The sequence below is a fragment of the Pseudomonas fluorescens genome (genome assembly GCF_001648775.1).
In the GTDB taxonomy this organism is placed as follows: domain Bacteria; phylum Pseudomonadota; class Gammaproteobacteria; order Pseudomonadales; family Pseudomonadaceae; genus Aquipseudomonas; species Aquipseudomonas fluorescens_M.
This window is the reverse complement of sequence record NZ_LVEJ01000019.1, coordinates 155,778-178,228: the sequence shown is the minus strand read 5'-3', so window position 1 is coordinate 178,228 and position 22,451 is coordinate 155,778. Positions and strand designations below refer to the sequence as shown.

18 protein-coding genes are annotated in these 22,451 nt (G+C 59.2%); 11 read left to right on the top strand and 7 right to left on the bottom strand.

Translation table 11 applies throughout. The features are described 5' to 3' along the window. Positions 1–149 precede the first annotated feature (149 nt). From A8O26_RS18620 to A8O26_RS18605, 4 genes are all read right to left on the bottom strand, one after another. Positions 150–1,193 (bottom strand): ABC transporter substrate-binding protein, encoded by a 1,044-nt coding sequence (locus tag A8O26_RS18620; protein WP_016983607.1) that lies wholly within the window; start codon positions 1,191–1,193, stop codon positions 150–152. 48 nt (positions 1,194–1,241) lie between these two features. Next, a complete protein-coding gene (locus A8O26_RS18615) occupies positions 1,242–2,366 on the bottom strand; it encodes an ABC transporter ATP-binding protein (RefSeq protein ID WP_064119277.1) in 1,125 nt (374 codons plus the stop codon). A 352-nt stretch (positions 2,367–2,718) separates the two neighbouring features. Beyond that, positions 2,719–3,360 (bottom strand): response regulator, encoded by a 642-nt coding sequence (locus A8O26_RS18610; protein WP_172828182.1) that lies wholly within the window; start codon positions 3,358–3,360, stop codon positions 2,719–2,721. 115 nt (positions 3,361–3,475) lie between these two features. Next, the gene (locus tag A8O26_RS18605; RefSeq protein ID WP_064119276.1) at positions 3,476–5,872 is read right to left on the bottom strand and encodes a PAS domain-containing sensor histidine kinase; all 2,397 of its coding nucleotides are present in this window, start codon (positions 5,870–5,872) and stop codon (positions 3,476–3,478) included. A gap of 73 nt (positions 5,873–5,945) precedes the next feature. On the opposite strand from A8O26_RS18605, the gene A8O26_RS18600 reads away from it, so the two are divergent. Next, complete coding sequence (locus A8O26_RS18600; RefSeq protein WP_064119275.1) at positions 5,946–6,929, top strand: alpha/beta hydrolase family protein; 984 nt, start codon at positions 5,946–5,948, stop codon at positions 6,927–6,929. 126 nt (positions 6,930–7,055) lie between these two features. Here the strand turns inward: A8O26_RS18600 and A8O26_RS18595 are convergent, their stop codons facing one another. Genes A8O26_RS18595 through A8O26_RS18585 form a run of 3 tightly spaced genes read right to left on the bottom strand, consistent with a single transcriptional unit; the run spans position 7,056 to position 9,512 of the window. After that, positions 7,056–7,823 carry a TerB family tellurite resistance protein gene (locus A8O26_RS18595; protein WP_064119274.1) on the bottom strand — a complete coding sequence of 256 codons (768 nt, stop codon included), beginning with the start codon at positions 7,821–7,823 and terminating at the stop codon, positions 7,056–7,058. A 1-nt stretch (position 7,824) separates the two neighbouring features. Beyond that, entirely contained in the window at positions 7,825–8,496 is a 672-nt protein-coding gene (gene murU / locus A8O26_RS18590) for an N-acetylmuramate alpha-1-phosphate uridylyltransferase MurU (protein WP_064119273.1), read from the bottom strand. Continuing rightward, complete coding sequence (locus A8O26_RS18585) at positions 8,493–9,512, bottom strand: aminoglycoside phosphotransferase family protein (protein WP_064119272.1); 1,020 nt, start codon at positions 9,510–9,512, stop codon at positions 8,493–8,495. The genes murU and A8O26_RS18585 overlap by 4 nt, the downstream gene beginning before the upstream one ends. Before the next feature lie 130 nt (positions 9,513–9,642). Between A8O26_RS18585 and A8O26_RS18580 the strand changes: the two genes are divergently transcribed. The 10 genes from A8O26_RS18580 to A8O26_RS18535 all read left to right on the top strand — a co-directional run bounded on the left by A8O26_RS18580 (position 9,643) and on the right by A8O26_RS18535 (position 22,448). Beyond that, a complete protein-coding gene (locus A8O26_RS18580; protein WP_064119271.1) occupies positions 9,643–12,444 on the top strand; it encodes an LPS-assembly protein LptD in 2,802 nt (933 codons plus the stop codon). Next, the gene (surA, locus tag A8O26_RS18575; RefSeq protein ID WP_172828181.1) at positions 12,419–13,741 is read left to right on the top strand and encodes a peptidylprolyl isomerase SurA; all 1,323 of its coding nucleotides are present in this window, start codon (positions 12,419–12,421) and stop codon (positions 13,739–13,741) included. Before A8O26_RS18580 ends, surA begins: the two co-directional genes overlap by 26 nt. Continuing rightward, positions 13,738–14,727: a 4-hydroxythreonine-4-phosphate dehydrogenase PdxA gene (gene pdxA, locus A8O26_RS18570; protein WP_064119270.1), complete on the top strand. Its 990-nt coding sequence runs from the start codon at positions 13,738–13,740 to the stop codon at positions 14,725–14,727. Before surA ends, pdxA begins: the two co-directional genes overlap by 4 nt. Then, positions 14,724–15,542 carry a 16S rRNA (adenine(1518)-N(6)/adenine(1519)-N(6))-dimethyltransferase RsmA gene (gene rsmA, locus A8O26_RS18565; protein WP_064119269.1) on the top strand — a complete coding sequence of 273 codons (819 nt, stop codon included), beginning with the start codon at positions 14,724–14,726 and terminating at the stop codon, positions 15,540–15,542. Before pdxA ends, rsmA begins: the two co-directional genes overlap by 4 nt. 113 nt (positions 15,543–15,655) lie before the next feature. Continuing rightward, positions 15,656–16,036, top strand: a complete 381-nt coding sequence (gene apaG, locus A8O26_RS18560; protein WP_064119268.1) for a Co2+/Mg2+ efflux protein ApaG — start codon at positions 15,656–15,658, stop codon at positions 16,034–16,036. Beyond that, positions 16,036–16,917, top strand: coding sequence for a symmetrical bis(5'-nucleosyl)-tetraphosphatase (locus A8O26_RS18555; protein ID WP_064119267.1), 882 nt, complete (start codon positions 16,036–16,038; stop codon positions 16,915–16,917). The genes apaG and A8O26_RS18555 overlap by 1 nt, the downstream gene beginning before the upstream one ends. 33 nt (positions 16,918–16,950) lie before the next feature. After that, positions 16,951–17,280 carry a thiosulfate sulfurtransferase GlpE gene (glpE, locus tag A8O26_RS18550; RefSeq protein ID WP_016983139.1) on the top strand — a complete coding sequence of 110 codons (330 nt, stop codon included), beginning with the start codon at positions 16,951–16,953 and terminating at the stop codon, positions 17,278–17,280. Positions 17,281–17,577: 297 nt separating this feature from the next. Next, positions 17,578–19,500 (top strand): PrkA family serine protein kinase, encoded by a 1,923-nt coding sequence (locus tag A8O26_RS18545; RefSeq protein ID WP_007910115.1) that lies wholly within the window; start codon positions 17,578–17,580, stop codon positions 19,498–19,500. 117 nt (positions 19,501–19,617) lie between these two features. After that, the gene (locus tag A8O26_RS18540; protein WP_034155083.1) at positions 19,618–20,889 is read left to right on the top strand and encodes a YeaH/YhbH family protein; all 1,272 of its coding nucleotides are present in this window, start codon (positions 19,618–19,620) and stop codon (positions 20,887–20,889) included. Continuing rightward, positions 20,886–22,448 (top strand): SpoVR family protein, encoded by a 1,563-nt coding sequence (locus A8O26_RS18535; RefSeq protein WP_064119266.1) that lies wholly within the window; start codon positions 20,886–20,888, stop codon positions 22,446–22,448. Before A8O26_RS18540 ends, A8O26_RS18535 begins: the two co-directional genes overlap by 4 nt. The last annotated feature ends 3 nt before the right edge of the window (positions 22,449–22,451 follow it).

The following is a 22,451-nucleotide window of genomic DNA, read 5'->3' as shown; positions in this document are numbered from 1 at the left end:
GGTGGCGAACCAACTCGATCGATTGATGCACACAGATCCAAATGTGGGAGCGAGCTTGCTCGCGAAGGCGGCGCATCAGTCGACATCAATGTTGAATGGACTGGCGCTTTCGCGAGCAAGCTCGCTCCCACAAGAGAACGAGCCCTCGGTTATTTCGCCGCCCAGGAGTTGAAGCGCTGCTCCAGTTGCTCGCCGTTGTCAGCCCAGAAGCTGACGTCGATCTGCACCTGGTTGGCGATGTTTTCCGGGGTGGTCGGCATGTCTTTCAGGACATCCTTGGCCAGCAACGGCACAGCCTGGGTGTTGGCCGGGCCGTAGGCGATGTTTTCCGAGTAGGTCTTCTGCTGCTGCGGTTGTACCGAGTAGGCGATGAACTTCTTCGCCGCTTCGGCGCGCTTGGCGTCGAGACCTTTCGGGATGGCCCAGGCGTCGAAGTCGTAGATGCCGCCGTTCCACACCACTTTCAGGTTGGATTCTTTCTGCACGGCAGCGATGCGACCGTTGTAAGCCGAGCTCATCACCACGTCACCGGAAGCGAGGTATTGCGGCGGTTGTGCGCCGGCTTCCCACCACTGGATATTCGGCTTCAGCTCATCAAGTTTCTTGAACGCGCGATCCTGGCCACCCTTGCTCGCCAGCTCTTTGTAGACGTCTTTCGGCGCCACACCATCGGCCATCAGCGCGAATTCGAGGGTGTACTTGGCGCCTTTGCGCAAGCCACGCTTGCCCGGGAATTTCTTCGTGTCCCAGAAATCCGCCCAGCTGGTTGGTGCGGTTTTCAGTTTGTCGGCGTTGTATGCGAGTACGGTCGACCAAACGAAGAAACCCACGCCGCATGGCTGAATCGCGCCTTTTACGTAGTCTTCAGTCTTGCCGAACAGCGCCGGGTCGAGTTGCTCGAACATGTCTTCGTCGCAACCACGGGACAGTTCTGGCGATTCAACTTCCACCAAGTCCCACGACACGCTCTTGGTGTCGACCATGGCTTTGACTTTGGCCATTTCGCCGTTGTATTCGCCGGCGACGATCTTGCCGTTGCCCGCCGCTTCCCACGGTGCATAGAAGGCTTTGACTTGCGCCGCCTTGTTCGCCCCGCCAAACGACACCACGGTCAAATCAGGGCCTGCGGCCATTGCGCTGGCCGCACCCATCAGGCCCAGGGTCAGGGCGGTGAACTTCAGGGATCTCAACATTTATTGTTCTCTCCACGTGCAGGGTTGGTGTTGGTATTGCCGGGGCGATCAGTTCGCCTCTAAAAGCGGATCAAGCGCGCGAACGTGCTCGACCTGCCAGCCAAGCGGAACCACGTCACCGACGGCGAGCGCGGGATCGAGCTCGGCAATCGGTTGTTTTACGAAGAAGTCGGTTTTGCCACAGACCTCCAGGCGCACCCGGACGTGGTCGCCCAGATAGATGAATTCCGCCACCCTCCCTGAGAAGCGGTTGACGCATTGATCGCTCGAACCGTTGAGGCTGACGCGCTCCGGACGGATCGACAGGGTCACCGGTTCGCCGGTCTTGCCGACGTTGACCGCCAGTGCCTCGACTTTTTCGCCACGGCCCAACTCGACCACGCAACGCTCGCCGCTCTGGCTGAGCAGACGGCCGTTGAGGCGGTTGTTCTCACCGATGAAGTTGGCGACAAAAGTGTTTTTCGGTTCTTCGTAGAGGCTGCGCGGCGGGGCGATCTGCTGGATTTCGCCCTGATGGAATACCGCGACGCGGTCGGACATGGTCAGCGCTTCACCCTGATCGTGGGTCACGTAGACCACGGTCACGCCGAGGCGCTGGTGCAGGTGTTTGATTTCCATCTGCATGTGTTCACGCAATTGTTTGTCGAGGGCGCCGAGAGGTTCGTCCATCAGCACCAGTTGCGGTTCGAACACCAGCGCGCGAGCCAGCGCCACCCGTTGCTGCTGGCCACCGGACAACTGCGCCGGATAGCGCGAGGCGAACGCGTCGAGCTGAACCATGCTGAGGACTTTCTTCACGCGGTCGCTGACGTCGCTTTTGTTCAGACCTCGCACGGTCAGCGGGAACGCGAGGTTTTCCGCCACGGTCATGTGCGGGAACAGTGCGTAGTTCTGAAAGACCATGCCGATGTCGCGCTTGTGTGGCGGCACGTTGTTGATCGAACGCCCGGCCAGCAGAATTTCGCCGGCAGTCGGCGTTTCGAATCCGGCGAGCATCATCAGGCTGGTGGTCTTGCCAGAACCGGACGGCCCGAGCAGGGTGAGGAATTCGCCTTTGCGGATGTCCAGGTTGAGGTCTTTGACGATCAGGTTCTCGCCGTCGTAGCTCTTCTGCACTCCACGAAAGCTGACCAGCACATCACTGGCCCCTGCGTTTGTATCGACCTGGCTCATACCCACACCTTTGTTGTTGATGACTGCTTGTGGGTTAAGCCTAGTGGCTGCTGACAGGCGCGCAAATCGGGGCGCAGGAGAGAATCGCCTCAGCCGGATGGAAGGTTGGGGGTAGGGATTGCCCTACAAGGATGGCGCTAATGGATAAAGCAGTGACAAGCGACAAGCTGCGAGCCACAAGCAATGGCAAAAACGCGTGTCGCTTAGGGATATGCGCACAATCCGGATCCAAAGCAGATCCCTTGTGGGAGCGAGCTTGCTCGCGAAAGCGGTGGGTCATTCAACTCATTCTGTGACTGATACATCGCATTCGCGAGCAAGCTCGCTCCCACAGGTTTGATCGCGGGGATCTTTAGAGGAGCTTGTGTTCCATCGCGTATTTGACCAGTTCGGCCAGCGAGGTGATGTTGAGCTTCTGCATCAGCCGCGCCTTGTGGGTGCTGATGGTTTTGCTGCTGAGGGCCAGTTGCTGGGCGATGTCATTGACGTTGGCGCCTTGGGCCAGGCGTTCAAACACCGAGAATTCGCGCTCGGACAGCAACGAGTGCAACGGCCGTGCATCGGTCAGGCCGACTTCAAAGACCATGCGATCGGCCAGATCGGGATCGATGTAACGCCCTCCTGCCGCGACTTTGCGAATGGCAGTGAGCAGCAGCGCCGGATCGCTGTCCTTGGTCGCATAACCGGCCGCGCCGACCTTCAACGCCCGCGCAGCCATCTGCGCTTCATCGTGCATCGACAGCACCAGAATCGCCGGCGGATTGTTCAATGCACGGATCCGCGGGATCGCCTCCAGACCATTGACGCCGGGCATGGAGATGTCGAGCAGCACCACTTCGCACGGCAGGCTGCGCAGGATTTCGAGCAGTTGTTCACCATTGCTCGCCTCGCCCACTACTTGCAGATCCTTGGCCAGGCCGATCAATTGCTTGATGCCCTCGCGGACGATGGTGTGGTCTTCAGCTACCAGTACACGGATCACGTTTTTCTCCATTGTTCGAATTCAACGTCAGCATCATTCGCGAGCAAGCTCGCTCCCACATTGAAATGCATTTCCCTGTGGGAGCGAGCTTGCTCGCGAAGAGGCCGGCGTCGACACCGCAAAAAACTCAAACCTCACTCACCGGCACGCGCACCACCAGACTGGTGCCCTCCCCCGGCTCACTTTCCAGCACCAATCGCCCACCCATGATCAGCACCCGCTCACGCATGCCGACCAACCCAAACGAAGTCGGCCGACCGGCAGCGGCGACAAATCCTACGCCATCATCACTGACTGTCAGACATAACTCGTCGCCTTCCAGCGCCAGCGTCAGCTCGACAGTATGCGCCTGAGCATGGCGCATCACGTTGGTCAGCGCCTCCTGCAAAATCCGAAACAAGCCAATCGCCTTGGCATCGCTGAGCGCCGGAAGATTGTCCGGCACCTGCACCAGACATGGAATCTGCGTACGCGCCTCGAACCGTCGCGCCTGCCATTCGATTGCCGAAGCGATCCCCGCATCGAGAATCGGCGGTCGCAGCGCGGTCGCCACATCACGCACCAACTGGAACAATTGGGCGATCAGGCGTTTCATGCTGTTGAGCCGTTCGTTCAGCCCCGGATCGAGTTGCGCATAGGCCAGTTCGCACATCGACGTTTCCAGTTTCAGCACCGTCAACATCTGCCCCAGCTCATCGTGCACCTCGCGGGCGATCCGCGCCTTCTCTTCCTCACGCACACTCTCAAGGTGCGCCGACAGTTCGCGCAATTGCGCGCGCGAGGCCGCCAGTTCCAGTTCGATACGCTTGCTCTCGGTAATGTCCCAGACGATGCCGTCCCACACGTAGGCGCCATCCTCCAACTGCCGGGTGATCGCCTTGATCTCGGCCCAGCGCTGCTCGCCCTGACGCGTGAGAATTCGGCCCTGCCACGACCAGTCGCTGTCAGTGTCCAGCGCCTGATCTTGAGTGCGGTGATAACTGGCCTTGTCGTCCGGATGCACCAGGCTGCGCAAACCCATGTCGCGATGGGCGATAGCGGCCGGCGCATAGCCAACCAGACTTTCGCTGCCTTCACTGATGTAGGCGAAGTCGATCTGCCCGGTCACCGGCGCCCGCTCGAGACGGAACACCAGCCCCGGCACGTTGGCGGCGATGCCCTGCAGACGCGCCTCGCTTTCCTGCAACGCCGCCAAGGCGCGACGGCGCTCGGTCACGTCGTTGAGGTAAACCACCAGGTATTCGCTGTCGCGAAAGCGCAGGAAACTCAGCGACACGTCCGCGGGCAGAATACTGCCGTCAGCGCGCACGCAACTGGTTTCAAAACTCAGCGGCCCTTCTTCGCTGGCCCGCGCACGCTTCCACAGGTTGAGCCAGCGATCCATGTGCAGGCCGGGTTCGAAGTCGATCAGCGGCCTTTCGATCAACCCGCCCGAGGGATACCCGAGCATGATTTCCGCCGCGCGATTGGCGTAACGCACATGGCTGTCCCAATTGACCCAGAGGATGCCGACGGTGCTTTGGTCGATGGAGAATTGGGTCAGGCGCAGGGCTTCCTCGCTGGCCGCGCGCAAGGCAATGTCCTCGCGCGCCGCCAACAGGCGTTGTTCGAGGCTGTGCTGCTGACGGCGCTGCCAGAACACAATGGCCACGCAGCTGAGCAACATCACCGCAAACAACAGGCTGAGGTTCTGCCAGAACCCCGGCGACTCCGACAACCGTGGGTACTTGGGTTGCAGCCACTGATTGTGCAATTGCTCGAGATCCTTGGCCGGGATCGCACGCAGGGCGCTCTGGATGATGCCAGCCAGTTCCGGCCAGTCGCGGCGCGAACCCACTCGTAACAATTGCGGCAAACCGATATCGCCAACCACCACCAGCTCGGCGAACTCCGGCTCTGCCGACAGCCGCCCGAGCTGCGCTTCATCGACCACGGCGTAAGTGGCCTGTTGACTCAACAGCAACTGCAGCGCCTGACGCTCCAGCGGCACACCTTGCAGATTCAGATGCGGATAGTTGCCGCGCAAATAGTCGGCGGTGCTGCTGGGCATGCGCACGGCGACGCGGGTCTGGCTGTCGATTTTCTCCAGATCGACCACGCCGCTGGCCTTCTGATCGCTGACCACCAGTTGCGGCACACGCATGTAAGGATCCGAGAACTGCCACAGGCGCAGCGCACTCGGGGTTTGGCTGAGGCCGGGAGCGATGTCGATCTCGCCCTCGCGCGCAGCGGTTTCCAGCTGCTCAAGGTCTGGAAAATTACGCCAGCTCAATTCGACGTTGAGGGCCTTGGCCAGCAGCTTCATCAACTCGACGTTGGCCCCGGACAACTTCTGTAAACGCCGGTCGTATTGCGCGTACGGCGCCTGCAAGACCAGGCCCACGCGCAATTCATCGTGTTGCGCGAGCCACTGTTGCTGGCCCTCCGACAATTGCGCGACATGCGACGGTGGCGCAGGTGCCGCCCACCCCATCAAGGGAAGCCACACCCAGCCGATAACCCACAGGCAGCAAAATCGCTTCATTGAAGTCTCATACACTGACAAATTCTGACCAACCCATTAGGCTGCCGGGATACTTTCTGGCCTGGAATAACCGATGCCCTCTGTTTATCGCCTGGCAATGCCAGCATTGTGCCTGTCGCTGATCCTGCCTTGTGCGTTTTCCGTCAGCGCCGCTGATCCCGCCCCTGCGGCAGAAAAACCGGCTGAAGAAAAACCGGCCGAACGCCAGCCACTGCTTGAGCGTAGTCAGGAAGAAGCCGCGGCACTGGAACGTAAAGTCCCGGCGCAAGAACAGCAACAACTGCAGGCCGGCAGCGACACCTTTCTGGCCCTGTGGAAACCGGCCAATACGGCCGAGCCCAAAGGCGCGGTGATTCTCATCCCCGGTGCCGGCGAAACCGCTGACTGGCCGCAGGCAATCGGTCCATTACGGCAGAAACTGCCGGACGCCAAGTGGAGCAGCCTGAGTATCACCTTGCCCGACCTGCAAAGCGACGTCATCGCCCCGCGCGTGGTTGCCGCCGCTGCGGCACCGAAAGCCGCCGAGACGGGCAGCAAGGACGCCACCACCGCGCAGCCGATCGAGCAAGCCGCTGGCGGTGAAGCCGAAGTCGCCGATCAAGTGGTCGCTGAAACCAGCGAAGAGCAATCCAAGGCCGATGCCGAGCGAATTTTCGCCCGTATTGACGCGGCGATTGCCTACGCCGAACAACAGAGTGCGCGCAGCATTGTCGTCCTCGGTCACGGCACCGGCGCCTATTGGGCCGCGCGATACCTGAGCGAAAAACAAACCGCGCAAATAGAGAAATTCGTCATGGTCGACGCGCAGACACCCGCCAAGGCCAAGCCGCAACTGGCGGAGTTGACGCCGACATTGAAATTGCCGACTGCGGATATTTTCTACATGGACAAGCCGCTGGATCGCAATGCGGCGCTGGAGCGCATGCAGGCGAGCAAGCGCTTGAAGACCTCGGCGTTCAGCCAGGTGGCGCTCAAGGCTTTGCCGGATAACAAGGCTGAGCAGGAACAATTGTTCCGCCGGGTGCGTGGCTGGTTGAATCCGCAGAACACGGACTGACCGAATAAGACCGAGGCGCCTTCATTCGCGAGCAAGCTCGCTCCCACAATGGATTGTGTACGCAGATCCAATGTGGGAGCGAGCTTGCTCGCGAAGGGGCCATCACTGGCAACACAGCTCTAACGTTTAGCGAAAATCCCGCCGCTCACGAATCAATGTGTAGGCATTGTGCAGCTCACGGGTTTTTTCGGTGGCTTCACGCACCTGCAATGGCGTCGCCCCCGTACCGGCGATCTTGTCCGGATGATGACGACTGAGCAGGCGCCGATAGGCACGTTTGATTTGCGCCGGTTCGCTGGACGCCGACACGCCCAGCAAACGCATCGCCTCTTGATAGCTCACCGCCGCACTGACGATTGGCCGCTTGCCCGGCTCGTAATCGCTGGCCAATGCTTGCACCTGATGCGTTGTCCAGCCCAGCCACTTGCCCCACTGCGCCAGCAGTTCACGCTCGCTGACACCCGCGCGGCCATCGGCCCAGACCATCCGCCAACAGGCACGCAATACGCCTTCGGCGGCATGAGGCTGCGCACTCAGGCGCCGCAGATAACCGCGCAGATTGTCGTTGCCGGACTTGCCACGGTTGAACGCGGCAATCGCCCGACGCGTCGCCGGCTCGCTCATCTCCAGCGCACGCATCTCGTTGCGTGCCTGCTGGATATGCCCATCGGTGACGCGCCCGTCGCTCTTGGCCAGACGCCCGAGCAACACGAACAGCAATTCATCATTGCGCAGCATCGGCTGACCGCCGAGTTTTTCGCGCAAGTGCCCCCAGCTCTGCAAATGCAGACGCCGATCCAGCGCCTGTCCCAACAATGCCCCAAGCATGGCCCCCGGAATGCTGGCGATCGCAAAACCCGCTCCGGCTCCAATCAGAGTCCCTGGCCACAACATATCAGCGACTCGCTTTTATCAAGGTTTCAGCTTCGGCCAGACGCTCGTGCGTACCGACATCGACCCAGTGACCTTTCAGACGCTCGCCCGTGACTTCACCAGCCGCCATGGCCTTGCGCAGCAGCGGTGCCAGTTTGAAAGCACCGTCGCTGCAGCCATCGAACAGTTGCGGATGAAGCACGGCGATGCCGCTGTAGGTCAGGGTCTGCGCGTCAGGTTGGCCGTCGTGCACTCTACCGTCGATCAGTGTGAAATCACCGCTCGGGTGGTGCGCCGGATTGTCGGCCAGTACCAGATGCGCGAGCCCGTTGATCGGCTGGTGCAACACGCTGAAGTCGTAGTCGGTCCAGATATCACCGTTGACCACCAGGAAAGCATCGTCGCCGAGCAGTGGCAGCGCACGGAAAATGCCACCACCGGTTTCCAGCGGTTCACCTTCAGGCGAATACTCAATGCTCACGCCAAACTGCGAACCATCACCCAGGTAATCTTCGATCTGCTGACCGAGCCAGGCGTGGTTGATCACGATCTCGTTGAAACCTGCGGCCGCCAAAGCGCGCAGGTGATACTCGATCAATGGCACGCCACCGGCACGTACCAGCGGTTTCGGCGTGGTCAGGGTCAGCGGGCGCATGCGCTCGCCTTTGCCTGCCGCCAGAATCATTGCCTTCATGCTGTTGCTCCAACCCGCAGGCTGGTGAACAGCGCTTGCAGTTCCGCCAGTTCAGGACGACGCGCGATCACTGCTTCTATATAAGAGAAGAAACGCGGCACGTCGGCCAGATAACGCGGCTTACCATCGCGATGGCAGATGCGCGCAAAGATGCCGATGACTTTCAGGTGACGCTGCACGCCCATCAAATCGCTGGCGCGCAGGAAGTCTTCAAAGTCCGGCTGCACCGGAATGTTCAGCGCCGAGGCTTGTTGCCAGTAATTTTCCAGCCAGCCGCGCACGCGCTCTTCAGGCCAACTGAGGAAGGCGTCCTTGAACAGGCAGGTCACGTCGTAGGTCACCGGACCGTAGACCGCATCCTGAAAATCCAGCACGCCAGGGTTTGGTTCGCTGAGCATCAGGTTGCGTGGCATGTAGTCGCGGTGCACCAGCACTTTGGGTTGGGCCAGGGCGCTGTCGATCAACAGATCACTGATCTGCTGCCACTGTTGTTGCTGAGCCGCGTTGAACTCGACGCCGAGTTCACGCTTCACGTACCACTCAGGGAACAGTTCCAGTTCACGGCGCAGCAAAGCGACGTCGTAACTCGGCAGCGGCGCGACCATCGGCAACTGCTGAAAAGCCAACAGTGCTTGCAGGGCATCGTCGAACAAAGCATCGGCATTTTCGCCATCAATCACGTCGAGGTAGGTCTTGTTGCCCAGGTCATTGAGCAAAAGAAATCCGCGTTCGAGGTCTTCGGCATAAATTTTCGGCACATTTATTCCGGATTTCGCCAGCAAAAAAGCGATATCCACGAACGGTTTGCAGTTTTCCTGCGGTGGCGGTGCGTCCATCACGACGAAGCTGCGCCCCTCACCTTCCCAGCGGAAGTAACGGCGGAAACTCGCGTCGCTGCTGGCCGCGGTCAACGTGGCCGGGGGCACGACGCCCCAACCCTGATCTGCAAACAGGATTGCCAACTGCTCATCGAGCCAAACTTTCAGGTGTTGCAAGCGTACATCTTGGTCAGGCATTGCAAGGGTCTCCGACGGCGCTAGCCGTCAAGCGGGTCATGCTTTATTATCCAGCATCTTTTTCAGACCATCGAGAGGCGTGCGGCCCACACCGCGGGCAGATGGCACGCAGGAAGCCCGGACTAATAAGATGGCATTGAAATCCCCCGCGTTTCGTAAAAAATTTCCGTTGTTGGTAACCGGCAGTCTGCTGGCTATGCAACCTCTGGCCAGTCAATTCGTTGTAGCCGCCGAGCAGTATGACTGCTCCGTCTCGGCTGCGGGTGGTTGGGCCTGTGCGCCCAAATCAACCGCTGCTGCGTTGCCGCCGCGTCCGGTGCATGACGGCAGTGCCGTCAGCGCTACCGGCGAAGCTGCGGCCGAGAGCGGTTCGGTTGCCGACACAGCCCCTAAAACGGCGCTGGTCACCGAAGCCAAGGGCCGCGGCTTGAAATCCCGTAGCGAAGACTTCAGTCACCTCGACTGGGTTCCGCGCGAGAAGCTCACCGCCGCTCAATTGGCCGAGACCGGGCCTTATTGCTCTGGTGCCTATATCGAACCGATTCGTCCTGGCATGAATGACAAGACGAATAAAAGCGATGCTCCGACCTTTATCGGCGCAAAAGCATCGCGCTATAACACCGATGATCAAGTCGGTACGCTGGCCGGCGATGTCGTCCTGCGTCAGGGCAGCATGCAGGTCGAGTCCGATGAGGCCAGCCTGTATCAGGCCGAGAGCCGCGCCGAACTCAATGGCGATGTACGTATCCGCGACAACGGCGCGCTGATCGTCGGCGACCACGCCGATGTGCAGCTCGACACCGGTGAAGCCAAGGTCGACAACGCCGAATACGTGATGCACAAATCGCGAATCCGCGGTAACGCGCTGTACGCCAAACGTGCGGAAAACGCCATCATTCGCTTGAAGGACGGCACGTACACCACGTGCGAACCGAACAGCAATGCCTGGCAGCTCAAGGGCAACAACATCACCTTGAACCCGGCCACCGGTTTCGGTACCGCGACCAACGTGACGCTGCGCGTAAAAGACATTCCGATTCTGTACACGCCGTACATCTATTTCCCGATCGACGACCGTCGTCAGTCGGGCTTCCTGCCGCCGACCATCGGCAGCGGCAGCGATACCGGCTTCATGCTGGTCACACCGTACTACTTCAACCTGGCGCCGAACTACGACGCCACGTTGTATCCACGTTACATGAGCAAGCGTGGCATGTTGGTGGAAGGTGAATTCCGTTACCTGACCAAGTCGAGTGAAGGTCAGTTCGGTGCGGCGTACCTCAATGACGAAGACGATGATCGCAAGCGTCAGTCCGACTACAGCGAGACTCGCTACATGTACAACTGGCAGCACAAGGGCGGTCTCGACTCCCGCGTGCTCACCCAGGTTGACTACACCAAGATCAGCGATCCTTATTACTTCCAGGATCTGCAGACCGATCAGATTGGTGTGAAATCCGAAGATTTCGTCAATCAGCAGGGTTCGGTTACCTATCGTGGTGACAGCTATACCGCGCGCCTGAATGCTCAGGCCTATCAGCTCGCGACCGTTTCGAACATCACGCCTTACGACCGCCTGCCGCAGATCACCTTCAATGGTCAGCTGCCGTATCATCCGGAAGGCTTGAATTTCGATTACGAAACCGAACTGGTCCGTTTCGACCGTGATCTGAGAAGTGGCACTTTTGTGCAGGAAGACGGTGTAACAACCGAGCCGCGCCTGGACAACAACATCACTGGTCTGGCACGTGCCAATGGCGACCGCTTGAACCTCAAGCCGGGTGTCAGTCTGCCAATGAACTGGACTTATGGCTTCCTGAAGCCATCGCTGAAGTATCAGTACACCCAGTACCAACTGGATCTGGACAACACCGGTAAATCGCAGATCGATTTAATGACTGCAGAGCAGAAGAAGCTCAACGGTGAATTCGACAGCAATCAAAACCGTGGTGTGCCGATTGCCAGCATCGACAGCGGCCTGTACTTCGACCGCAACACGTCGTACTTCGGCAAGAATTACCGCCAGACCCTGGAACCACGTCTGTTCTACCTTTATGTACCCAAGGTCGATCAGGAAGACATTCCGGTATTCGACACCAGCGAATACACCTTCAACTACGCGTCATTGTTCCGCGACAACCGCTTCTCTGGCTCCGACCGCGTTGGCGACGAGAATAAGCTGTCGCTGGGCGTGACCAGCCGCTGGATTGAAGACAACGGTTTCGAGCGTCAACGCATCAGCGTCGGTCAGGCTTACTACTTCAAGGATCGTGAAGTACAACTGCCAGGCATCGCGTTCAAGGATCGCAAAGATGCCCAATCCGACGTATCGCCATACGCGCTGGAATACGAATACCGCTGGAACCGCGATTGGCGCACCACGGCCGACTACAACTGGGATCCGGACAGCCGCAGCCCACGTTCCGGCAGCGCGATGTTCCACTACCAGCCTGAAGACAACCCGAACAAGGTTATCAACGCCGGCTATCGCTATCGCAATGACCAGGTTCGTTACGACCAGAACACCGGTAAATGGTCGGTCGGTGGTGGTGACTACGGCACTCCTGGCCAGCCTGGCTACGTGAAGGACTACTACAAGATCCAGCAGCATGACTTCTCGGTCATCTGGCCGATCGTTCCACAGTGGAACGCGATCAGCCGCTGGCAGTACGACTACAACCGTAACCGTACCCTGGAAGCCTTTGGTGGCTTCGAGTACGACAACTGCTGCTGGAAACTGCGCCTGATCAACCGTTACTGGGTTTCCTATGACGAGTTCAGCCAGGAAGCTCCGCAAAACGAAAAAGGCGACCATGGCGTCTTCCTCCAAATTGTTCTGAAGGGACTCGGCGGCCTCACTGGCGCCAAGGTAGAGAGCTTCCTCGACAAAGGCATTCAAGGTTATCGTGAACGTGAAGACCAAGCTTTCTGATTGTCTGCGCCCGCTGATGCTGGGCGCGTTGTTCCTGGGTACTGCGGCTAACGCCGCAGTTCAATCCATCGACAAAGTGGTAGCGATCGTCGACAACGACGTGGTCATGCAGAGCCAACTGGACCAGCGCGTCCACGAAGTGCAGCAGACCATCGCCAAACGTGGTGGCGGCTTGCCGCCTCCTGGCGTCCTGGATCAACAGGTGCTTGAGCGCCTGATCGTCGAAAACCTGCAACTGCAGATCGGCGAGCGTTCCGGCATCCGCATTACCGATGAAGAACTGAACCAGGCGGTCGGCACCATTGCCCAGCGCAACAACATGACGGTTGATCAGTTCCGCGCTGCTCTGGCTCACGACGGCTTGTCCTATGACGACGCTCGTGACCAGATCAAACGTGAAATGGTCATCAGCCGTGTGCGTCAGCGCCGTGTGGCAGAGCGCATTCAGGTTTCCGAGCAGGAAGTGAAAAACTTCCTCGCCTCCGATCTGGGCAAAATGCAACTGTCCGAAGAACTGCACCTGGCCAACATCCTGATTCCGACCCCGGAAAGCGCCAACTCTGATGCGATTCAGAGCGCTGCCCGTCAGGCCATGGAGGTTTACCAGCAACTCAAGCAAGGTGCTGACTTCGGCCAGATGGCCGTTGCCAAGTCCGGCAGCGACAACGCGCTGGAAGGCGGCGACATGGGCTGGCGTAAAGCCGCGCAACTGCCACCGCCGTTCGACCGCGAGTTGAGCAGCATGGCCGTCGGCGACATCACGCAGCCTGCACGCACACCGGGTGGCTTCATCATCCTCAAGCTGCTGGCCAAACGCGGCGGCGAAGCCCAGATGCGCGACGAAGTGCATGTTCGCCACATTCTGGTCAAGCCAAGCCCGATTCGCGACGAAGCCAAGACCAAGGCCCTGGTGCAATCGCTTTATGAGCGCATCATCGCCGGTGAAGATTTCGCCACCCTGGCGAAAAGCTACTCCGAAGACCCGGGCTCGGCGCTCAACGGCGGCGACCTGAACTGGATCGACCCGAACGCACTGGTACCGGAGTTCCGCGAAGTGATGGCCAAGACCCCACAAGGTCAGCTGTCCAAGCCATTCCAGACCCAATACGGCTGGCACGTTCTGGAAGTCCTTGGCCGTCGCGCCACCGACAGCACCGAACAGGCCCGCGAGCAGCAAGCCATGACCGTACTGCGTAACCGCAAATACGACGAAGAGCTGCAAACCTGGCTGCGTCAGATCCGTGACGAAGCGTATGTAGAGATCAAACTCCCTGGTGCAGACCAGGCAGCGCAGTGAAACCCCAGCGTTTCGCGCTGACACCCGGCGAACCAGCCGGCATCGGTCCCGACCTGTGCCTGCTGCTCGCCTCGCAAGCCCAGCCACATCCCCTGATTGCCATTACCAGCCGCGACCTGCTCTCCGAGCGGGCCGCGCAGTTGGGGCTGGCCGTCACTTTGCTGGATGTTGCTCCTGGCCGTTGGCCGGATGCTCCGGCGCCCGCCAACAGCCTTTACGTTTGGGACACACCGCTCAGCGCCCCAGTGGTAGCCGGGCAACTGGACAAGGCCAACGCCGCGTTCGTACTCGAAACCCTGACCCGCGCCGGCAATGGCTGCCTCAACGGCGACTTCGCCGGGATGATCACCGCCCCTGTGCACAAGGGCGTGATCAACGAGTCAGGTATCGCCTTTTCCGGGCACACGGAATTCCTCGCTGACCTGACCCACACCGCCCAAGTGGTGATGATGCTCGCCACCCGCGGTTTGCGCGTGGCGCTGGTCACCACTCACCTGCCTCTGCGCGAGATTGCCGACGCGATCACACCGGAGCGGCTGGAGCGAGTGACGCGGATTCTGCACAGCGACCTGCAAAACAAATTCGGCATTGCCCAGCCACGCATCCTGGTCTGCGGACTCAACCCGCACGCCGGTGAAGGCGGCCATTTGGGCCATGAAGAAATCGACATCATTGAACCGACATTAGAGCGCCTGCGCGGCGAGGGCATGGACCTTCGTGGCCCGCTGCCTGCCGACACTCTGTTTACCCCCAAATATCTGGAGCACTGCGACGCAGTGCTGGCGATGTACCACGACCAGGGCTTGCCTGTGCTCAAGTACAAAGGCTTCGGCGCTGCCGTCAACGTGACCCTGGGTTTGCCGATCATCCGCACATCGGTCGATCATGGCACCGCCCTGGATCTGGCCGGCAGCGGCAAGATCGACACCGGCAGCCTGCAAGTCGCCCTGGAAACCGCCTACCAGATGGCCGAGACCCGTTTATGACCGAGCAATACCAACACAAGGCGCGCAAACGCTTTGGCCAGAACTTCCTGCACGATGCCGGGGTTATCGACCGCATCCTGCGCTCCATCAGCGCCAAGTCTGAAGACCGCCTGCTGGAAATCGGCCCGGGCCAGGGTGCACTGACCGCCGGCCTGCTGTCATCCGGCGCACAACTGGACGTGGTGGAGTTGGACAAGGATCTGATCCCGATCCTCAACCAGCAGTTTGCCGGCAAGAGCAATTTCAACCTGCATCAGGGCGATGCACTGAAGTTCGACTTCAACAGCCTGAACGCCGCGCCGAATAGTCTGCGTGTGGTCGGCAACCTGCCGTACAACATTTCGACACCGCTGATTTTTCATCTGCTGAACAACGCCAGCATCATTCGCGACATGCACTTCATGCTGCAGAAAGAAGTGGTCGAGCGTCTGGCCGCAGGCCCTGGCGGCGGTGACTGGGGTCGTCTGTCGATCATGGTTCAGTACCACTGCCGCGTAGAGCACCTGTTCAACGTCGGCCCGGGCGCGTTCAACCCGCCGCCGAAGGTCGATTCGGCGATCGTTCGTCTGGTGCCGCACGCCGTGCTGCCGCACCCGGCCAAGGATCACAAGCTGCTGGAGCGCGTTGTGCGCGAAGCCTTCAACCAACGCCGCAAGACTTTGCGCAACACCCTCAAGCAATTGCTCAGCAATGCCGAGATCGAAGCAGCCGGCGTTGATGGCAGCCTGCGCCCCGAGCAACTGGACCTGGCCGCATTCGTACGCCTGGCCGACCAGTTGGCGGTACAAGTCCCGGCCTCCCCCGCCGCCGACTGATAAACGATGAACGCTATCGGGCAGGACGCCACTCTGGTTTACTGCCCGATACTTGCCTAGACTGATTCCCCATCAGCTACGCCCCGCGTTCCGCTTCGTTTAAGGCCTCTTGCATGTCCGATTCCCGTTACCAGGTCGATGTCAGCGTCGTCACCCGCTATCTGGCAGACCAATCGCAACCCGAGCACGACCGCTTCGCCTTCGCCTACACCATCACTGTGCAGAACAATGGCGCGATCCCGGCCAAGCTGCTGTCGCGGCACTGGGTGATCACCGATGGCGATGGCCATGTCGAAGAAGTGCGTGGCGCCGGCGTGGTGGGTCAGCAACCGTTGATCGATGCCGGCCAAAGCCACACCTACAGCAGCGGCACGGTAATGACCACCAAAGTCGGCACCATGCAGGGCACCTACGAAATGGTCGCCGACGATGGCAAACATTTCGACGCCATCATCAAGCCGTTCCGTCTCGCCGTGCCCGGATCTTTGCACTGATGGCGACATATGCCGTCGGCGACCTGCAGGGCTGCCTTGAACCGCTGAAATGCCTGCTCAAGCAAGTGGCGTTCGACCCAAAGCTTGATCGACTGTGGCTGGTCGGTGACCTGGTCAACCGTGGCCCGCAATCACTGGAAACCCTGCGCTTTTTGTATGGCATGCGTGAATCGCTGGTCTGTGTGCTGGGCAACCACGACTTGCACCTGCTCGCTGCCGCAAAGAATATCGAGCGGTTGAAGAAATCCGATACTCTGCGCGAGATTTTAGACGCGCCGGACAGCGCTGAGCTGCTGGAGTGGGTGCGCCAACAAAAGCTCATGCACTACGACGAGCAGCGTGATGTCGCCATGGTCCACGCCGGCATTCCACCGCAATGGTCACTGCGTCGCGCCTTGAAGTGCGCTGACGAAGTCGAAACCGCCCTGCGTGACGAAAATCTGTTTCCGGCCTATCTCGACGGCATGTACGGCAACGAACCGGCGAAGTGGGATAACGACCTCAAGGGCGTTGCCCGCCTGCGCGTCATCACCAACTATTTCACACGGATGCGTTTCTGCACCGCCGAAGGCAAGCTCGACCTCAAGAGCAAGGAAGGCCTCGACACCGCCCCGCCCGGCTACAAACCGTGGTTCCAGCACAGAGAGCGCAAGACCAAAGGCTTGCGCATCATCTTCGGCCACTGGGCGGCACTCGAAGGCAATATCCATGAGCCGGGTATCTCGGCGCTGGACACCGGTTGTGTCTGGGGCGGCAGCCTGACCCTGATGAACGTCGACAGCGGCGAACGCCTGTCGTGCAAATGCGATGAGCACGGCGGCCTCGCCCCGACCGTCGCACCACTTATCCCGCAAACTTCGCCAGTCAGCGCGCCGCGTTAGACTGCGCTTTCAGCCGAGCAACAGGAACCCGCCATGAGCGAATTCAAACGAATCCCCCCGGAACAGGCCCAGGCCCTGCGTGAACAAGGCGCTGTCGTCGTCGACGTGCGCGACCCGGCGACTTTTGCCGCGCTGCACATCAGCGGCTCGAAGCATCTGGACAACCATTCCCTGCACGCTTTCATTCAAGGCGCTGACCTCGATGCACCGACCGTGGTCGTCTGCTACCACGGCAATTCCAGCCAGGGCGCAGCGGCGTACCTGATCAGCCAGGGCTTCTCCGACGTCTACAGCATGGACGGCGGCTTTGAGCTGTGGCGTACGACTTATCCTGCGGAAACTGCGCAAGGCACCGCCGAATAATTTTTTTGCAACGCGCAGGCCCCGGCTGCCGTGGGCCTGCGCGGGCAGACGAACGGTCTTGCCACAACTAATTACGTATCTCGCCTTTACCTCCCGAATTCCCAACTATCCTTAAGCCCAGGCCATCCAAAACAGGGGAGAGCCGGTACACCGGCGCACGGGTCATCGGGAGTGACTTTCACGATTGTCGATCGTGGAAGTGTTCTGGGGGGTAAACAAACAGCTGCCACAACGGTTGTTTGCCAGCATCGACTGAGTGATCCGGCGTCGGCTCCACGTATCGAGCGAGGTGACGTCATGAGTATCTTTAGCCACTTCCAACAACGCTTCGAGTCCACACGCCAGGAAGAACTCTCGCTGCAAGAGTACCTGGAGCTGTGCAAGAAAGACCGTAGCGCCTACGTTTCCGCCGCCGAGCGTCTATTGCTGGCCATCGGCGAACCGGAACTGCTCGACACCTCGACCAACTCGAGGCTGTCGCGCATCTTCTCCAACAAGGTGATCCGTCGCTATCCGGCCTTTGAAGACTTCCACGGGATGGAAGAATGCATCGACCAGATCGTCTCGTATTTCCGCCATGCCGCCCAAGGCCTGGAAGAGAAGAAACAGATCCTCTATCTGCTCGGCCCTGTCGGTGGCGGTAAATCGTCCCTGGCCGAGAAGCTGAAACAACTGATCGAAAAAGTGCCCTTCTATGCGATCAAGGGCTCGCCGGTATTCGAATCGCCACTGGGTCTGTTCAACGCCACCGAAGATGGCGCGATCCTCGAAGAAGATTTCGGCATCCCGCGGCGCTACCTGAACACCATCATGTCGCCGTGGGCGACCAAACGCCTGGCCGAATTCGGCGGCGACATCAGCCAGTTCCGCGTGGTCAAGCTGTACCCGTCGATCCTCAACCAGATCGCCGTGGCCAAGACCGAACCGGGCGACGAGAACAACCAGGACATTTCCGCTCTGGTCGGTAAGGTCGACATCCGCAAACTCGAAGAATATCCACAGAACGACGCCGACGCTTACAGCTACTCCGGTGCGCTGTGCCGGGCCAACCAGGGCCTGATGGAATTCGTCGAAATGTTCAAGGCACCGATCAAGGTGCTGCACCCATTGCTGACCGCGACTCAGGAAGGTAACTACAACAGTACCGAAGGCCTCGGCGCGATTCCGTTCACCGGGATCCTGCTCGCCCACTCCAACGAATCGGAATGGCACACCTTCCGCAACAACAAGAACAACGAAGCGTTCATCGACCGGATCTACATCGTCAAAGTACCGTACTGCCTGCGCGTCAGCGACGAAGTGAAGATCTACGACAAACTGCTGTTCAACAGTTCTCTGGCCAAAGCGCATTGCGCACCAGACACCCTGAAGATGCTCGCGCAGTTCACTGTGCTGTCGCGTCTCAAGGAGCCGGAAAACTCCAACATCTATTCGAAGATGCGCGTCTACGACGGCGAAAACCTCAAGGACACCGATCCAAAGGCCAAGTCGATTCAGGAATACCGCGACTCGGCAGGCGTCGACGAAGGCATGAACGGTCTGTCGACCCGCTTCGCCTTCAAGATCCTGTCCAAGGTCTTCAACTTCGACCCGCATGAAATCGCCGCCAACCCGGTGCACCTGCTCTATGTGCTGGAACAGCAGATCGAACAGGAACAATTCCAGGCCGAAACCCGCGAGCGTTATCTGCGCTACCTGAAGGAATACCTGGCGCCGCGTTATATCGAGTTTATCGGCAAGGAGATCCAGACCGCTTATCTCGAGTCCTACAGCGAGTACGGCCAGAACATCTTCGACCGTTACGTGCTGTACGCAGACTTCTGGATTCAGGATCAGGAATACCGCGATCCGGAAACCGGCGAGATTCTCAACCGCGTCGCCCTGAACGAAGAACTGGAGAAAATCGAGAAACCGGCCGGCATCAGCAATCCGAAGGATTTCCGCAACGAAATCGTCAACTTCGTCCTGCGCGCACGGGCCAACAACAACGGCAAAAACCCGACCTGGCTCAGTTACGAAAAACTGCGGGTGGTCATCGAGAAGAAAATGTTCTCGAACACCGAGGATCTGCTGCCAGTCATCAGCTTCAATGCCAAGGCCAGCAAAGAGGATCAGCAAAAGCACAACGACTTCGTCACTCGAATGGTCGAACGCGGCTACACCGACAAACAGGTACGGCTTCTTTCCGAATGGTACCTACGGGTCCGCAAATCGCAATAAAGCAGCTGCAAGCTTCTAGCGACAAGCTGCAAGAGAACAGCAAAAACCGATCTCGAGGACGGGAGAGCTTTCACTTGCAGCTTGAAGCTTATGACTTGAAGCTCCCCGGAGGGGTCTATGAGCTATGTGATCGACCGACGTCTGAATGGCAAGAACAAGAGCACGGTGAACCGCCAGCGTTTCCTGCGGCGTTACCGTGACCACATCAAGAAGGCTGTCGAAGAGGCGGTCAGTCGGCGTTCCATTACCGATATGGAACACGGCGAACAGATCAGCATCCCCGGTCGCGACATCGACGAACCGGTGCTTCATCACGGCCGCGGTGGCAAGCAGACCGTGGTTCATCCCGGTAACAAGGAGTTTACCGCCGGCGAGCATATTGCCCGCCCACCGGGAGGTGGCGGCGGACGCGGTCCGGGCAAGGCCGGCAATTCCGGCGAGGGCATGGACGAGTTTGTCTTCCAGATCACCCAGGAGGAATTCCTCGAGTTCATGTTCGAAGACCTCGAACTGCCCAATCTGGTCAAACGCAACCTAAGCGGCACCGACACCTTTAAAACCGTGCGCGCCGGGATCAGCAACGAAGGCAACCCGTCGCGCATCAATATCATCCGCACCCTGCGTTCAGCCCACGCACGGCGCATCGCACTGTCTGGCAGCAGCCGAGCCAAACTGCGTGAGGTCAAAGAAGAACTTGAGCGCCTGAGACGCGAAGAACCGGATAACTTCGGCGATATTCAGGAACTCGAAGCGGAAATCGAAAAACTCAGCGCGCGCATCCATCGCGTACCGTTCCTCGACACCTTCGACTTGAAATACAACCTGCTGATCAAGCAACCGAACCCAAGCTCGAAAGCCGTCATGTTCTGCCTGATGGACGTTTCCGGCTCGATGACCCAGGCGACCAAGGACATCGCCAAGCGCTTTTTCATCCTGTTGTATCTGTTTTTGAAACGGAACTACGACAAGATCGACGTGGTGTTCATCCGCCACCACACCAGCGCCCGGGAAGTCGACGAAGAGGAGTTTTTCTATTCGCGGGAAACCGGCGGCACCATCGTCTCCAGCGCCCTGAAACTGATGCAGGAGATCATGGCCGAGCGTTATCCGAGCAACGAGTGGAACATCTACGCGGCTCAGGCTTCCGACGGCGACAACTGGAACGATGACTCACCGATCTGCCGCGACATCCTGATCAACCAGATCATGCCGTTTGTGCAGTACTACACTTACGTGGAGATCACCCCGCGCGAACATCAGGCCTTGTGGTACGAATACGAACGCATCGCCGACGCCTTCTCTGACACTTTTGCCCAGCAGCAACTGGTCTCGGCCGGGGATATCTATCCGGTCTTCCGTGAACTCTTCCAGCGCAGGTTAGTAACATGACCGCCAAAGAGCAGAAGCGCCAACCCATTTCCACCGGCTCCGAATGGACATTCGAGCTGATCCAGACTTACGACCGCGAGATCGCCCGTATCGCGGCCGGCTATGCGCTGGATACCTATCCCAATCAGATCGAAGTGATCACCGCCGAGCAGATGATGGATGCCTATGCCTCGGTGGGCATGCCGCTGGGTTACCACCACTGGTCCTACGGCAAACACTTCCTCAGCACCGAGAAATCCTACAGCCGCGGGCAGATGGGCCTTGCCTACGAGATCGTGATCAACTCCGATCCGTGCATTGCCTACCTGATGGAGGAAAACACCATCTGCATGCAGGCGCTGGTAGTGGCGCACGCGTGCTACGGCCATAACAGCTTCTTCAAGGGCAATTACCTGTTCCGCACCTGGACTGACGCCAGCTCGATCATCGATTACCTGGTGTTCGCCAAGCAGTACATCATGCAGTGCGAGGAGCGCCATGGCATCGATGCAGTGGAAGACCTGCTCGACTCCTGCCATGCGCTGATGAACTACGGCGTCGACCGTTACAAACGTCCTTATCCGATTTCCGCCGAGGAAGAACGACGTCGGCAAAAGGATCGTGAAGAACACCTGCAGAAGCAGATCAACGATCTGTGGCGCACCATTCCCAAAGGCGCGGACAAGTACAGCGACAAGGACAACGCGCGATTCCCCGCCGAGCCACAGGAAAACATCCTCTACTTCATCGAGAAGCATGCACCGCTGCTTGAGCCGTGGCAGCGCGAGATCGTGCGGATTGTGCGCAAGATCGCCCAGTATTTTTATCCACAGCGCCAGACCCAAGTGATGAACGAAGGCTGGGCGACGTTCTGGCACTACACGCTGATGAACGACCTCTACGACGAAGGGCTGGTCACAGACGGCTTCATGATGGAATTCCTCACCTCGCACACCAGCGTGGTGTTCCAGCCAGGCTTCGACAGCCCGTACTACAGCGGTATCAATCCGTACGCACTGGGTTTCGCCATGTACCGCGACATTCGGCGCATGTGTGAAGAACCCACCGAGGAAGATCGCCACTGGTTCCCGGAAATCGCCGGGACCGACTGGCTATCGACTATCAAGTTCGCCATGAGCAGCTTCAAGGACGAGAGTTTCATCCTGCAATATTTGTCACCGAAGGTGATCCGCGATCTGAAGCTGTTCAGCATCATGGATGACGACCAGAAGGACGACTTGCTGGTGCCGGCAATCCATGACGAACCCGGTTACCGGATCATCCGTGAAACCCTCGCGGCGCAGTACAACCTCGGTAATCGTGAGCCGAACGTGCAGATCTACAGCATTGACCGGCGCGGCGATCGCTCACTGACCTTGCGTCACCAACAGCACGACCGCAAACCATTGGGCGATTCCACCGAAGAGGTGCTCAAACACCTGCATCGCCTGTGGGGCTTCGACATTCATCTGGAAACCCTGCAAGGCGACCAGATCATGAAAACCCATCACGTGCCACCACGCAGCGAACACAGCGAAGGGGATTACGGTCGACTTGACCTCGCCGTCATTCATCTTTGATCC

Excerpts from the sequence above, each read along its gene's own strand:
- A8O26_RS18620 (WP_016983607.1), bottom strand. The coding sequence starts at position 1,193 with ATGTTGAGATCCCTGAAGTTCACCGCCCTGACCCTGGGCCTGATGGGT.
- A8O26_RS18615 (WP_064119277.1), bottom strand. The coding sequence starts at position 2,366 with ATGAGCCAGGTCGATACAAACGCAGGGGCCAGTGATGTGCTGGTCAGC.
- A8O26_RS18610 (WP_172828182.1), bottom strand. The coding sequence starts at position 3,360 with ATGGAGAAAAACGTGATCCGTGTACTGGTAGCTGAAGACCACACCATC.
- A8O26_RS18605 (WP_064119276.1), bottom strand. The coding sequence starts at position 5,872 with ATGAAGCGATTTTGCTGCCTGTGGGTTATCGGCTGGGTGTGGCTTCCC.
- A8O26_RS18600 (WP_064119275.1), top strand. The coding sequence starts at position 5,946 with ATGCCCTCTGTTTATCGCCTGGCAATGCCAGCATTGTGCCTGTCGCTG.
- A8O26_RS18595 (WP_064119274.1), bottom strand. The coding sequence starts at position 7,823 with ATGTTGTGGCCAGGGACTCTGATTGGAGCCGGAGCGGGTTTTGCGATC.
- murU (WP_064119273.1), bottom strand. The coding sequence starts at position 8,496 with ATGAAGGCAATGATTCTGGCGGCAGGCAAAGGCGAGCGCATGCGCCCG.
- A8O26_RS18585 (WP_064119272.1), bottom strand. The coding sequence starts at position 9,512 with ATGCCTGACCAAGATGTACGCTTGCAACACCTGAAAGTTTGGCTCGAT.
- A8O26_RS18580 (WP_064119271.1), top strand. The coding sequence starts at position 9,643 with ATGGCATTGAAATCCCCCGCGTTTCGTAAAAAATTTCCGTTGTTGGTA.
- rsmA (WP_064119269.1), top strand. The coding sequence starts at position 14,724 with ATGACCGAGCAATACCAACACAAGGCGCGCAAACGCTTTGGCCAGAAC.
- apaG (WP_064119268.1), top strand. The coding sequence starts at position 15,656 with ATGTCCGATTCCCGTTACCAGGTCGATGTCAGCGTCGTCACCCGCTAT.
- A8O26_RS18555 (WP_064119267.1), top strand. The coding sequence starts at position 16,036 with ATGGCGACATATGCCGTCGGCGACCTGCAGGGCTGCCTTGAACCGCTG.
- glpE (WP_016983139.1), top strand. The coding sequence starts at position 16,951 with ATGAGCGAATTCAAACGAATCCCCCCGGAACAGGCCCAGGCCCTGCGT.
- A8O26_RS18545 (WP_007910115.1), top strand. The coding sequence starts at position 17,578 with ATGAGTATCTTTAGCCACTTCCAACAACGCTTCGAGTCCACACGCCAG.
- A8O26_RS18540 (WP_034155083.1), top strand. The coding sequence starts at position 19,618 with ATGAGCTATGTGATCGACCGACGTCTGAATGGCAAGAACAAGAGCACG.
- A8O26_RS18535 (WP_064119266.1), top strand. The coding sequence starts at position 20,886 with ATGACCGCCAAAGAGCAGAAGCGCCAACCCATTTCCACCGGCTCCGAA.